The organism is Cohaesibacter marisflavi, assembly GCF_963665895.2.
Lineage (GTDB): Bacteria > Pseudomonadota > Alphaproteobacteria > Rhizobiales > Cohaesibacteraceae > Cohaesibacter > Cohaesibacter marisflavi.
Genome location: NZ_OY762534.1, coordinates 169,084 through 182,763, shown reverse-complemented (window position 1 = coordinate 182,763; position 13,680 = coordinate 169,084). Strand labels below are relative to the sequence as shown.

Below are 13,680 nucleotides of genomic sequence, written 5' to 3'. Positions count from 1 at the left end.
CAGAGCAGCAGACCTCAACGCTCTGCTTCGATCACCCGAATATCGCGCCTTTTCTCTCCATTCGAGTAGATGGCATAGGCTTGGGCAATCCCCTCTTCAAAATTGCGCGTATAGCGCTCTGTATCAAACAGGGGCGAAGTCATTCTATCCTCTTGCAATTGCTTTCGCAGAGCCCTCAGACGGTCGGGCTCAATAGACAATGTCTTGATCAGTTGCTCATAGTCAGCTTGAGAAGATGTAACCAATTCCTCTAGTCCAACCGCATGAAGCAAACTCGCAGCAACCCTTGCAGGGAACTGGTCTCCCACCATGGTTACAACAGGCACACCGGCCCAAAGCGCGTCACTGGCGGTCGTGTGAGCGTTGCAGATAAATGTATCAACAAACAGGTCTGCGAGCCGGAATCGTGCCAGATGCTCATTTTGCGGAACCCAATCTGCAAATACGATACGCTCAGGATCAATATTGCGCTTCTTCGCCTCAGCTCTGAGATTGGTCTTTGCAAAGTCATTCGTGCTCAACAGCCATAGAACGCTGCCTTCGACATCACCAAGCAAGCGCATCCAGATATCAAACTCGGAAGACGAGATCTTGTAGCTGTTGTTAAAACAGCAAAAGACAAATCCACTTTCAGGCAGCCCCGCTTCGCTGCGCGACATGGTGTCTGGCGCAATCACCCGGCGATTGTCGTTGGGCTGATAGCAGTTGGGCAAATAAATGACCTTCTCACTAAAGAATGCTCTTTGCCGCTCTGAAATGACAACCTCATCTGCAATAACATAGTCCATGAAGTCAGCAGCAACGGTTCCGGGATAGCCAAGATAACTAATCTGAATAGGCGCTAGCCCATATTGGAATAGATCGATCCTGGAATCTTTCGTGTATCCCTTGAGGTCGAAAGCTATGTCAATTTGATGGGAATGCACCAGCTCCAGCACGACATGGTCGGCTTGCGCGCTGATATCGAAAAAATGATCACAATGTTCGATAATAAAGTCATGCCATTCACCTCCGGAATGAACGCCATAACTGTAAACGAAAATCTCAAACCGGGATCTGTCATGGCAGCGCAGAAGACCGGACATCAGATGCATTGTTGCATGATCGTGAAAGTCCGATCCAAAGTAGCCGATCCGAATACGGCCCCCGGCGTCCCACTGTGGCCGCAGATCCGTTTGCTGTTTGAAGGTGCTACGCGCATAGTTTTTCGCACGCAGATACTGGTTCTCCGCACTGCCATCGTTAGAAATCAGCATGAATGGCTGAATGGGATCAGAAGCAACACCGAGATCGGCGACATCCGGCAGCAATCGCTTCAAACGATCCCAATCGCAAATATTGGCGCAAGTCCAAATCAACTCGGCTCGGGTATCTGCAAGGTCAGGCTTGAGTTGCAAAGACCGTTCAAAAGCCTCGATTGCCTTATCGAACATCATTTGCGTGCGGTAGGTGGACCCAAGATTATTCAGAGCAAGCGTAGAGAGCGGATCATTCTGTAGCGCTTGTTCGAACGCGACCACGGCCTCTTGCGTTCGCCCCTGAAGGCGCAGCACATTGCCCAGATTATTAAAAGCGTTCGATAAATCGGGCTGAAACTCGATTGCTTTACGGTAGAATAGCTCTGCTTCTTCAAGCCGCCCCAGGCTTCTGAAGACAACACCCAGATTCACATAGGCCTCGGCATTGCGACTATCCAGGCTGAGGGCCTTTTGATAGCAATGAACACCCTCTTCAATCTTGCCCTGCTCTCTTAGGGCAACTCCCAGCTTATTATGCAGCTCTGCGCTGGATGGATCGAGCTCGATCGCCATCCTATAGGCACCTTCTGCCTCATCCAGCAAACCGAGCTTGCGGCTTGCATCCCCCAACAGGCTCCAGGCAACCAAAGATGTCGGAACATTCTTGACAAGAGCGCTGGTAAAATCGCGCGTCTTGCGCGCATCTGCTTCAGTCTCAAGAGAAAGAACCTGATCCGCAGGCATATTCGAAAGAGTAGCGCCTCCCTTAACTTGAGAATGCGCTTGGGAAAGCTTTTCAAGCTCACGTTTGGCACTGATGTTGGAAGGATAGCTATCAATAATAGATTGATATAAGGCTCTGGCCTTATCAATTTCACCTTTGCGGGCAAATGACTTCGCGCGCGAGAGGGTTTGCCGTACGGAAAGTTTCGTCATGAAGCCAAAGCGCAGTCCAAATGCCAAAAAAGTTGCGAAGTTAAAAAAGAATGAAGCACACAAGCACCGCCTGTCAAGCATCTGAGCGGTCGGTTGCCGAGTGACACGAATGACCACTTGAAACACCCCAATAGCTCTCGGACACAGGCATGCCTGAGCGATCTTCCCAACCCGTTCTCTGCTACCAACGAAATGATATTGCGGGCTGTATCCCATAGTAATTCAGGTTATAACTGATTCTGGAGCTTAGAAGCTTGGAAGTTAGAAGATTCGAAACAGCATAAAACGGCTGCATCTAGAATAGTCACACACAGCGGAGGCGATCTTGCTCCGAAAGAACTGCTTAATACTCAATTTCACCGCCAACTCATATCACTGGGGCTGCTTTGGCACGTCAATCGAGATTTATGATACTCTTGTAGAGCGCGGTTACTACGTCAATTATCTGCCTGTCGAGCAAACACACACACCTCTTCCCGAGTTGCCGCAACAAATACCGGACTTTGACAGCAGCGAGGTCGCCAAACGGTTCACCGCAGCCAATATGCCGATTGTGCGGGCCATCACACAGGCAGATCTCGTACTCTGCAATGGCGAAGGAACATTGCATGAGCATGCTCTGGGGCCATGGCAGCTGCTCTATCTGATGTATTTCGCAAAAAAATATGCCAACAAGACAGTCGCACTCATCAATCATTCGGCCTATCCGAGCGGCAGCCTTGAGCCATCAGAAAAAGTTGATCAGTTTTACGGTGAAATCCTCAAGCATCTGGATCTGGTAGCTAGCCGTGAAGTCCATTCCACCCAAGTCCTGAAACGCCTGGGTATCAATGCAGTGCAAAGCTTTGACTGCCTGCCCCTTTTTATCGCGCGCAATGGGTATGACCGTACCGTCAGCCCAGATGGCCCGATCATATTGTCCGGTGGTGTCTCTCTTAACAATGCGCTCGCAGGAGAATTGGCTGCAGCGCTTCACCCTCTCGTCGATGGCGATAGGAAAGCCGTTTATCTGGCCGGAGCCAAGAGCAGTCCTGCGCCTGAGGACCTCAAGCATTTTGAGCAAATGAAAAGCGAGATTCCTAAGCTTGAACTGCTGAACGCGCAAGACATTGACACGTGGATAGATGTGATCGGCTCCGCAAGCCTGCTGGTTTCGGCGAGATTTCACCACACGATTGCGGCCGCAAGCCTGCAAACCCCGCTCGTATGCCTGCCTTCAAACACCCCCAAAATAGAGGGCATCTGCTCAATGCTCGGGCTTGAGCCCCCCATATCTCCTACGGAAGCGGATTGGCAGAGCAAAGTTCAAGCCGCTAGCGAGCGGGCCTTGAGAGACACTGCACCTGTTGTGAGAGAGGAAATCTTGCAAAGCATTCTCAAGCTGGGGAAAGCAAATTTTCTCAATCTCTAGCCTCATATGAAGCGAGTTTCGATGGCCCTTATAAAGAAGGCTCAAAAGAGAAGGAATGACGCGGCATGTTTTTTGCGCCCTTCCACCCCGTTTTCCCCCTCGGCTATCATGCTCAGGGCCGCGTAAATCCCCTCATTTCAACGCCGCTTTTCTTCCAAAGATTACCAGCCGATTATAACTTTTAAAAATTTTCTCTGCGCAATTGAAACACTCACGTGCCAAATGCATCGGTTTTCCTCACCCGGCCTTCAACGAGACTTCCCAAATTTCCTAATTTGATACATTCAGAAAAACACTAGTTGATTGTTCACAAAGCGCTTCCCGACCCGCAATTCTATCTATCCATATTTTAGTAACCATAGAACAGAAACGCTTACTCTCTATTAACCTTGCTTTCCGTTAACCAACTATTTTTACAAATGATTCTGGTTTTGGCGCGCATTGTTCGGATGACCGCGAAAGGTCGTTGTCCACGAAGGACGAAGCCCACGAAGGGCTGACGAGTACTAACCAGAAAGGTTATGGATAAATGTCCGATATCACTCTCTCCGCCGGCGTACGCGCAAACCTGCTCTCCCTGCAGAACACTGCAGACATGATGCAGACCACTCAGGGACGCCTGTCAACGGGTAAAAAAGTCAACTCCGCGCTTGACAACCCAACCAACTTCTTCACTTCGGCAAACCTGAACAGCCGTGCAAACGAGCTGAACAACCTGATGGACTCCATCGGTAACGCTACCAAGGTTCTCGAAGCTGCTGATAACGGTATCTCTGCGATTACCGATCTGGTTGAAAGTGCGCAGTCCACGGTGAACCAGGCTCTTGCAGCCAATGCTTCCAACTCTGGCACCAACATTCAGGGCACAGCAGGTATCAACACCTCTGGTGCATCTGAATCAACTGCCAAGGAACGCGCTGAAGGCATCGCCCTCAACAGTGCAAATATCGGCTTTGCTGCAGGCACCAACTTTACCGTCGAATCCAAGTCCGAATCTGGTGTAACCAAGACCTTCGACCTGATTGAGCATTTCTCCAACACTGGTGAAAGCCTTACTGACGGCGACCTCGACACTGCTGGTTCCCAAGCCTACACCGTCAAAGATCTTGTCGACGACATCAACGCTTCTGGCGTTGCAACCGCCAAGATCACGGAAGACGGTCGTCTGGATATCAGCGCCAACGGCAACTCCGAACTGACCCTGACCGTCTCCCACGATGACGGTGCCGCCGCTTCTGCTGGTGCTCAGGATACGTCGGTTTGGGCAGGCCTCGGCTTCGGCACCTTCGCAGACATCGACCCGGGTAGCGATGGCGCCACCGATCCAGGTGACACCGACGCAACCTTCACTGGAGCCGCCTCTGGTACCGACGACGTTCTGACCATCAAGAACTATGCTGGTACACAGGATGCTTCCAATACTGAGCTGGTTGAACAGTTCAATGATATCATGGATCAGATCGATGAACTCGCTCGTGACTCCAGCTTCAATGGTATCAACCTGATCAACGGAACAGGCAGCGATCTGACGGTTGCCTTCAACGAAAAACGTGATGAGACCAAGTCCGAGCTGACCATCGAGTCCGCAGACCTGAGCTCTTCCGGCCTCGGCTTGGCTGATGCAACTTCGTTGAACACCGAAGACTCAAACAATCAGCTCGATGCTTTGTCCGAAGCTCTTTCTACGCTGCGTACACAGGCTTCCAGCTTTGGTTCTCAGTTGAACACGGTGACGATCCGCGAGGAATTCACCAAGGACATGATCAATACCCTGCAGACTGGTGCAGATGATCTGGTTCTTGCTGACACCAACGAGGAAGGTGCAAACATGCTCGCACTGCAGACCCGTCAGTCTCTGTCGACCACGGCTCTGTCCCTGGCATCGCAGGCCGACCAGGCAGTTCTCAGCTTCCTGCGCTAATTTCAAAGCACCATACGAACGCGAAACGGGGCCCAAAGGCCCCGTTTTTTTAACCTTTCGCCCTCCCCCCTTTAGACAAAATTAAATTTCCAATCATTTCCAAGTTTCTGGTCCGACACAGAAATCGACTCTTTTTGTACAACCGGAAACGAAACGCTTTGTTTAGGTTAATACGAAAGGTCTGGTTAACCTTAAATTAGGGTTTACGCGCGAACATCTATTTAAGCCTCAGAAGGAGGCTGAATAAACAATATCTGTGTGTGAGTACCCAGAAAGGTAACCCAATGTCTTCGGATATCACTCTCTCAGCCGGCGTGCGTTCAAACCTTTTGTCCCTGCAAAAAACCGCGGACATGATGTCAACAACGCAAAATCGCCTGGCAACGGGTAAAAAAGTCAACTCGGCGTTGGATAACCCAACCAACTTCTTTACCTCTGAAAGCCTCGGCGCGCGCGCCAACGACCTTAGCAATCTGCTAGACGGCATTTCAAACTCGATCAAAACGATCGAAGCTGCTGACAATGGTATCTCCGCGATTACCGATCTGGTGGAAAGTGCACAGGCAACCGTTCGTCAGGCTCAGTCAAACAACAATTCCAACACCGGCACCAACATTCAGGGCAACCGAAGCATCAATACCTCGGGCGCATCAGAATCAACAGCCAAGGAACGTGCTGAAGGCATCGCCCTCAACAGCGCAAACATCGGCTTCGCCGCAGGCACCAACTTCACCGTTGAATCCAAGTCTGAATCGGGCGTAACCAAAACCTTCGATCTTGTTGAACATTTCTCCAATACAGGGGAAAGCCTCACAGATGGTGATCTGGACACCACGGGTTCTCAGGCTTACACCATTAAAGACCTGGTCGATGACATCAACGCCTCTGGTGTTGCAACTGCCAAGATCACGGAAGACGGTCGTCTGGATATCAGTGCCAACGGCAACGCAGAACTAACCCTGTCAATCTCCCATGATGATGGCGCAGCAGCCTCTGCTGGTGCTCAGGACACCTCCGTTTGGGCAGGCCTTGGCTTTGGCCAATTTGCCGACATCGACCCGGATGGTGCAGGTCCCTTAACCGCAACGGATCCCGGTGGTACCGATGCAACCTTCACCGGCGCGGCTTCCGGTACCAACGACGTTCTGACCATCAAGAACTTTGCTGGTACACAGGATGCTTCCAACACCGAGCTGGTTGATCAGTATAACGGCATTATGGATCAGATTGATGAGCTTGCGCGCGACTCCAGCTACAACGGCATCAACCTGATCGACGGTTCAAGCAATGACCTTACTGTGTCGTTCAACGAAAAACGCGATGAGACCAAGTCCGAGCTGACCATCCAGTCCGCAGACTTGACCGCTTCCGGTTTGGCTCTGACCGATGCAACGACACTGGACACCGACGAGTCCAACCTCAAGCTTGACGCCCTGTCTGACGCTTTGATTACCCTGCGCAAACAGGCATCAACCTTCGGTTCCAACCTTTCCACCGTGCAGATCCGCAAGGATTACACCAAGGAAATGATCAACACCCTGCAAACCGGTGCAGACAACCTGGTCCTGGCAGATTCGAACGAGGAAGGCGCCAACATGTTGGCTCTGCAGACCCGTCAGACGCTGTCTACCACAGCTTTGTCTCTGGCATCGCAGGCCGATCAGGCAGTTACCAGCTTCCTACGAGCTTAATTCGGCTCAAAAGACACGTAAGAAAGGCGGAGCAATACTCCGCCTTTCTTTGTTTTATGGGAAACGTCTTTTTCTTCTATTTGATCTTTGCAAGACAATCAGAATAAATTACAGAAGCAGCCAGTGGTTGGGTTGTACGTCTCGAGAATTCTCAAAACAATTTCTCTGAGCGGTTTATTAATACAACGCAGCTATTATTGACCCTGTCAAAAATACCAAATAGACGCAGACATTCACTTGTGTGAATAGAGGAATAAAGATGTCTCTTAAAATAGAACTGCGCCCAGGCGAGCGTATTATTATCGGAAACAGTGTCATTACAAACGGTGACCACCGTGCGCGCTTCTTTGTCGATGGACAGGCGCCAATATTACGCGAAAAAGACATCCTCACGTCCGAAACGGCAAATAGTCCTGCAAAAAGAATATATCTATGCATACAACTTATGTATCTTGCGCAAGATCTAGCCGAGCATAAGGACATGTACTTCACTTTGGTAAATGATTTTTTACACGCTGCCCCCAGCGCGTTAACGATAATTGACAGCGTAAATAACAAAATATTAACCGGTTCCTTTTATCCTGCATTAAAAGAAGCAAAAGCTCTCATAAGGTTCGAAGAGGAGTTACTTCGGAATGTACAACCATTCAGCGGCTAGAGCTTATCAGGACGCCAGTTCTCATGCAGGGTCCCCCAGGGAGCGTGAAGCAGCTTTGTTAATCAAGGCTGCTGCCAAGTTGCAGAAAACAAAATCTGCAGACACCACCCCTGCGCAACTGGATGAAGCTCTGACATTCAACCGCAAGATCTGGACCCTTTTTGTAGGCGAACTCATGAGCGAAGATCATGAAATGCCTAAGGAATTGCGCCAGAATCTGGTGAATCTCGGCATCTTCACATTCAACCATACGCTGCGGATCATGACGGACCCCAAATCGGCGACCGTTGATAGTCTGATCAACATCAACCGCAATATCGCTGAAGGTCTGCGCGCTGACGGTTAGAACCGAGAGCGGATGTCGCACTATGGCATAAGGTTTCCAAAAACGCTCAAGCGTCGTACCTTTCCGGTCCGACGCTTTTTCGCTTTATGGCTTTTGAAAATTTCAACGCCCTGATCGCAAAATGCAAAAAAGCAGCCTCAAAGGCTGCTTTTCTCGTTTCAGGGTTAACAGGCAGGGCCGACTTTGACCCAAAAAGGCCTAGATGAACTTGGTCAGAGACAGGTTATACATCATCGAAGCAGCCTGATAGGACGCTTCAATCGTCGTGCGGATGGTCATGATCTTGGCTGCCACCTCTTCATCATTGATGCCTTCTTTGTCCGTCAAAGCCGTCTGCAACATACTAAGGCTCGTATGGTGACGCAGATTCGCATCCTCCATGACCTTGCTGGCTACGCCGATCTCCGTCAGCGTCGTCTTGACAACATCTCCCTGATTGACACTGGAAAGACCGGACGAAATCGCATCGGCAAAGGTGGTATAACGTTCTTCATCGGCATCGCTATTCTGATCATAGGTCGGCAACGAAAAGGCGGTCATATAAGCCAGCTGACGCGCAATGCTGTCTTCATTGGCTCGCGCGCCATAGGACACATCCAGCTTGTTGTCGATCTGCACCTTGGCAGTATCTCGTGAAGAAACCAGCGCATCATTATCACCGACATACCAGTTCAAGGTCGGCTTGCCCGCCGCCGTAGCCGTATCCAGTGTTGTCGCCGTTTCTGGCACCCCCACAACGCGCTTTGGCTCTCCCCCCCCTGACGTCAGGAAAAAATCCATCGAGCCCTGAATACGGGAGGCTGCTTCACCAGCGGAGGCGACATTCTGACCAAGTTGATAGGTCAGCACGTCCTGAATTGCAGTAGCAATCGTACCCGGAGCACCACTGACCGAGAATTTCCCCTCAGAAGGACTCGTGGCCCCCTGATGCCCGGTCATCTGAATGATCTCAGAAGACCCATCGGGCATATCAAAAGTAAAGCTGAGCACCTGCCCCGCGACCGGCTCGCCCGTCACGGTAACATCGATGCTCGCAGGGCTCCCCGCAGGACCGGCCACAGTCACATTGCTAAGAGTACTCGTTACGGCACTCAGCTTATAACCAAAATCGGTCACCTCTTCACTGAGTGTCATGGTCGGACCAACCGTGGACAAGTCGAGGCGCCCCAATCCATCAGCCCCTGCATCAGCCCGAATGCGCTCGTCAGTGACCGTTAGCAGGCCATCTTCGCCTCCATAGCCATACACGATGCGATCATAGTTGATCGCAGGCTCAACGTCGGTTGTCGTACCCGAAAAGACGAAGTCCCCATCCACTTCGGTGTTTAGAATACCGATCATTTCCCTGGACAGGGTGGCAGCGGTAACCTGCGCAACAGATTGATTGTTGGACGAGATATCATATTGAGTGCCCGTTGCTGACCCACTGATTTCCGCCCCTATTTCGACAACGCGCTCAAGCCCGAGATTCATCATCGAGATCTGCACCTGCGCTTGCTCGATACTGCTCTGGTAGCCTTTAACGGAGGTGATCTGCGATCGGTAATCTAGCGCCATGCCGGCATCACGGCCCAAACCGCCATAGGTCTGCGCTTTCTTACCAGTGCTCAGCTGAATGGTAAGATCCTGCATCAGGCTGGAATTGTTTCTCAGCACATTCATCATCACAGAGGATGAAAATCCATTAAGAGTACCGATCATGTTTCAGGTTCCATTTCCAGTCGCCGCACTTGCCGGCTAAATCCGCATAAGGGCATCCATCATGTCTTTAACGGCAGTCATGACGCGCGCATTGGCCGAATAGGCTGTCTGCAACTCCAACAGGCGCGCCAGTTCTTCATCCACATCAACACTGGAGGACTGCTCAAGGCGCGACATCACATTGTTCATGACGATCTCCTGCCCTTCATGCCGCGTTTGGGCAGTAGCGGCCTGCTGGGACTGGAAGGAGATAACTTGGCGGGCAAATTCATCCACCGTCATGGACACTGGCGCCCCACCCTGCTGATAGGTGAAAGCCAGTTCATTTTCTGTCAGCGCGTTATAAAGCGCCGCTGGACGCGTCTGATCGCCAATCCCTGTACTTGCGCTATGCTGCACCAGCAGGGTCGGATCATTGAAGAGCGCTTCGTTTACCGTTATACGCGCAGCAAAGCCGGTCTGCTGCACCATACCGTCTACGCTGCCGGTATAAAGTCCCGGCCCCTCGCCTCCATCAACGAACAGCGGCAAGGCTCCTGCTGTCTGCTGAAGGCCGGTAGCCGTCGCCTCGGCATCGAACGACTGGATGGAAACCGTGTTGGCGGCACCATCATCCAGGATCTGCAGTGTGTTGCCCGCAGGATTGCTCACACTGAAGGCACCACCGAGCGCCGTTTGCACCTGAGTGACAACACTTGCCATGCCACCAGAGAAATCGATCCCCACCACGGTGTCATCATTACGCGCTGTCACCTCATCATCCAGAGGCAGGGAAGACGCTGAATCGACACGCACGAAAGTGACCGTGTTGGTCTGCCCCGTCCCCACATCCTGATAGGTGAAGCTGAACTCGTTGCCAGATTGCAGGTCGGTCAAATCAAGATCGAAGCCTGCCTGCGCGCCTGCGGTAACCGCCGTACCTTCCACATCGAACTTACCGAAAGCGTCGGCCAGACCGTCAGCCAGACTATCGAGCTGGTTCTGGGCTTCCACCAGAATATCGTCGCGCAGCTCCAGCAGCGCCCCGATCTTGCTGCCACCAAATCCACCAGACAGGGTGACGTCATGCAAATCACTATTGTTCGATTTCAGATACACCGTGCCCAGCTGATTGTCTGTCGCGGCGGAATCCCACTCGGTATAAGGGCCTACCGTGCCATAAGCGGAAAACTCGAACTGCGATGCTGACACATCATAGAGTGTCATGCCGCTGGTCGTGGAAATCTGGATCGAGTTATTCTCGCGCTGCGTCACGCGCACCGGCATCAGTTCGGCCAGTTGCGACACATAGGCGTCGCGCTGGTCCATCAGGCCAACAGCCGACTCGCCCGAGGATAGGGTCAGCTCCTGGATCTGCAGATCCAGTTTCTCGATATGCTTCAGGATCTCGTTTGTATCCTGAACCGCCGTTTCAATCGCAAATTCGGCATCCTGACGCAAAGCCTGCAAGGTCTCTGACGCATCATTCATGGCGCGCGTCATCACAGACGCATTGTTGAGCACCTCAAGCCGGGTCGTTGCATCATCTGGGCTGGTCTCCAACGCCTGTAGCGATGTAGCAAAGGCGTTGACCAGCGAATCCAGAGAGTTGCCATCCCCCGGCTGGCCAAACATGGCATCAACCTGCGTGAGATAGTCATTGATGGTCTTTGAATAGCTCGTCGCACCGGTTTCAGACCAGAACTGCCTTTGCGCCACCAGATCAAGGGTCCGCTGCGCATCAGTCTGAATGACACTGGTTACCTGCCCGTTCAGAACCATGTCCTGACGGCTGGAAATCTTTCTGGTGTAACCAGGCGTGTTGGCATTTGTAATATTGGACGAAACAATCTCGAGGTCTCGGCTGGTAGCCTTCAACCCGGATGATGCGACCGATAATGCTTGTGACAACGCCATATACTATCCTCCGCCCCTCTTCCCCGCCACCCATTGACGAGGAAGCAAAGGGGCTGAACCAAATGCCTACCGAATGACCTGCATGACTTCTGTCAGCATATCCCGCGCCGTAGACAAAACACGCGTGTTGGCCGAATAGGCCTGCTGCGAGATAATCATCTTGGAGAATTCATCCGCGATATCAACGTTGGATGATTCAAGAGAAGATCCGCGAATGGATCCTGTTGCACCAAGAATGGCCAAACCGGAATCATCCGTCGCCCGGAACGCACCGCCACCAGCACGCGCCAGATAGTTGTCGCCATCAAAGGACGCCAGAATGACCGAGGCCATATTGCTCGACTTGCCGTTAGAATAGTTGGCCACAACATAGCCCGCATCATCGATGGAAATGCTGGTCTGTTCACCGGCGGCTGCCCCATCCTGTGACAGATTCATGTTGGCAATACCAGTGGTCGTTGCATAAGCGGTGATACCATCCCCATTGCCGCCGTGATCAAGAATGATATTGCCAAGCGCAACACCATCAATGGTCATAGCAGGAACCGTCACATTGGCCAGAGGCGACGTCATCTTGCCTGTGGTATCAAAGGTGTAGTCCTGCCCTACGTTTGTCCATTTGGTCGCGGCACCGGTTGCACTCGAGTCAGACTTGTAGAACAGGTTCCAGGTATCTTCGGTTGGTGGAACAGCAGAGGGGTTACCTTCTGCAATCTTGGCCCAACGCAGCTGAACGCTGGCATTCTCACCATTGGCAACATAGGCCGTAATCGCGCCGCCAGAAATGGACTGACTAAGGAACTGAACCTCATCCTGAGCCTGAACAACGCCGGCACCGGCAGTAGTCGGGTCAACCGCATAGCCGGCACCACCAGTCAACAGATAACCAGTCGGATCCGTCGTCGTCGGAATGGAAGGCAGGTTGCCGTTATAAGTCAGCTTGGTTGTTGCCTCTGCGGCCATAAACCCTTCTTCAAAGGTAGTCGGCTGGGGCACGGAGCTCACCGGGTTACCAGTCGCATCATCCAACTCGATAACAGCCAGATAATAGCCAGCTTCATTGACAAAATAGCCGTCTTCATCCTGAGTAAAGTCACCGCGGCGCGTATAGAGCGGCGTCCCGTCAAAAATGGGCTGACCATCGGTCTCGCCAATTTTCTCGTAGACAACAAAATAGCCATCGCCACTGATCGACATATGCGTCGCAGTCTGCGAAGAATCAACAGAACCAGCCACCGTGTTGGTCTGGCGCGAGCTGGCAAGCACTGACCCGGACGTCTGATTGCGACTGTTTGCGTTATAGTCGCTAACCAGATCGACAAACGCCGTATCAACGCGCTTGAAGCCATTGGTCGATGTGTTGGCGATGTTGCCAGAAATATTCTGCATAGCAGAGGACTGCGCTGCCAAACCGGCGACCGAAGTTGTAAGCGCTGAATAAAGACTCATGGGACATCCCTTTGACCAGATACAAATCAGATTACCATTGAGCTAGCAAAAAGCGGGCCATTTTTCACAAATAGAAATATTTTTATAAATACAGACACTTAACTTTTTTAACCCTTTGTTAAGTAGGCAATTTCTTTCCCACAGCGGACACATATCGGCAAAAATTGCGACGGTAGGCAAACACCTCCACATGGGCGCTCGGTCCATGCAATACCGGTCTAAGCACCGATTGGCAGTGCGTTTGGCGGATATGATTGATGCCGCCCGCCAGCGTGCCTTTCCCCGGCATTTTCGGAATAAAAAGCCAAAAGCTCCCCCCTGTCATGAAATTGTAGCCTTGCTGAGCAAGAAAGCTCCAAGACATCCGGCTTCGCCCGCACGCACCAGACACACAGGCCGCACAGTTGGCCATACGGTTGACAGCACGGTAGCG

General features: G+C 51.8%; 9 protein-coding genes. 5 read left to right on the top strand and 4 right to left on the bottom strand.

Annotated features, from left to right (window positions below):
* Window positions 1-14 precede the first annotated feature (14 nt).
* Entirely contained in the window at window positions 15-2,174 is a 2,160-nt protein-coding gene (locus ACKPCT_RS01780; RefSeq protein ID WP_319568201.1) for a tetratricopeptide repeat protein, read from the bottom strand.
* Between the two features lie 325 nt (window positions 2,175-2,499).
* On the opposite strand from ACKPCT_RS01780, the gene ACKPCT_RS01775 reads away from it, so the two are divergent.
* The 5 genes from ACKPCT_RS01775 to flaF all read left to right on the top strand — a co-directional run bounded on the left by ACKPCT_RS01775 (window position 2,500) and on the right by flaF (window position 8,201).
* The gene (locus ACKPCT_RS01775; protein WP_139229303.1) at window positions 2,500-3,585 is read left to right on the top strand and encodes a polysaccharide pyruvyl transferase family protein; all 1,086 of its coding nucleotides are present in this window, start codon (window positions 2,500-2,502) and stop codon (window positions 3,583-3,585) included.
* Between the two features lie 529 nt (window positions 3,586-4,114).
* Window positions 4,115-5,506, top strand: coding sequence for a flagellin N-terminal helical domain-containing protein (locus tag ACKPCT_RS01770; RefSeq protein WP_090074317.1), 1,392 nt, complete (start codon window positions 4,115-4,117; stop codon window positions 5,504-5,506).
* Between the two features lie 353 nt (window positions 5,507-5,859).
* Entirely contained in the window at window positions 5,860-7,197 is a 1,338-nt protein-coding gene (locus ACKPCT_RS01765; protein ID WP_175528132.1) for a flagellin N-terminal helical domain-containing protein, read from the top strand.
* Between the two features lie 259 nt (window positions 7,198-7,456).
* Window positions 7,457-7,855 carry a flagellar biosynthesis repressor FlbT gene (flbT, locus tag ACKPCT_RS01760; RefSeq protein ID WP_090074314.1) on the top strand — a complete coding sequence of 133 codons (399 nt, stop codon included), beginning with the start codon at window positions 7,457-7,459 and terminating at the stop codon, window positions 7,853-7,855.
* A complete protein-coding gene (flaF, locus tag ACKPCT_RS01755) occupies window positions 7,833-8,201 on the top strand; it encodes a flagellar biosynthesis regulator FlaF (RefSeq protein ID WP_090074312.1) in 369 nt (122 codons plus the stop codon). The genes flbT and flaF overlap by 23 nt, the downstream gene beginning before the upstream one ends.
* A 198-nt stretch (window positions 8,202-8,399) precedes the next feature.
* On the opposite strand, the gene ACKPCT_RS01750 is transcribed toward flaF, so the two are convergent.
* From ACKPCT_RS01750 to ACKPCT_RS01740, 3 genes are all read right to left on the bottom strand, one after another.
* Window positions 8,400-9,902, bottom strand: coding sequence for a hypothetical protein (locus ACKPCT_RS01750; RefSeq protein WP_090074310.1), 1,503 nt, complete (start codon window positions 9,900-9,902; stop codon window positions 8,400-8,402).
* Between the two features lie 36 nt (window positions 9,903-9,938).
* On the bottom strand, window positions 9,939-11,798 hold the full coding sequence (flgK, locus tag ACKPCT_RS01745; protein WP_319568200.1) for a flagellar hook-associated protein FlgK: 1,860 nt from the start codon (window positions 11,796-11,798) through the stop codon (window positions 9,939-9,941).
* 66 nt (window positions 11,799-11,864) lie between these two features.
* Window positions 11,865-13,247: a flagellar hook protein FlgE gene (locus ACKPCT_RS01740; protein WP_090074307.1), complete on the bottom strand. Its 1,383-nt coding sequence runs from the start codon at window positions 13,245-13,247 to the stop codon at window positions 11,865-11,867.
* Window positions 13,248-13,680 lie beyond the last annotated feature (433 nt).

What these genes read in the sequence shown, in the direction of transcription:
- ACKPCT_RS01780 (WP_319568201.1), bottom strand. Translation starts at nt 2,174, where the DNA reads ATGACGAAACTTTCCGTACGGCAAACCCTCTCGCGCGCGAAGTCATTT.
- ACKPCT_RS01770 (WP_090074317.1), top strand. Translation starts at nt 4,115, where the DNA reads ATGTCCGATATCACTCTCTCCGCCGGCGTACGCGCAAACCTGCTCTCC.
- ACKPCT_RS01765 (WP_175528132.1), top strand. Translation starts at nt 5,860, where the DNA reads ATGATGTCAACAACGCAAAATCGCCTGGCAACGGGTAAAAAAGTCAAC.
- flbT (WP_090074314.1), top strand. Translation starts at nt 7,457, where the DNA reads ATGTCTCTTAAAATAGAACTGCGCCCAGGCGAGCGTATTATTATCGGA.
- flaF (WP_090074312.1), top strand. Translation starts at nt 7,833, where the DNA reads ATGTACAACCATTCAGCGGCTAGAGCTTATCAGGACGCCAGTTCTCAT.
- ACKPCT_RS01750 (WP_090074310.1), bottom strand. Translation starts at nt 9,902, where the DNA reads ATGATCGGTACTCTTAATGGATTTTCATCCTCTGTGATGATGAATGTG.
- flgK (WP_319568200.1), bottom strand. Translation starts at nt 11,798, where the DNA reads ATGGCGTTGTCACAAGCATTATCGGTCGCATCATCCGGGTTGAAGGCT.
- ACKPCT_RS01740 (WP_090074307.1), bottom strand. Translation starts at nt 13,247, where the DNA reads ATGAGTCTTTATTCAGCGCTTACAACTTCGGTCGCCGGTTTGGCAGCG.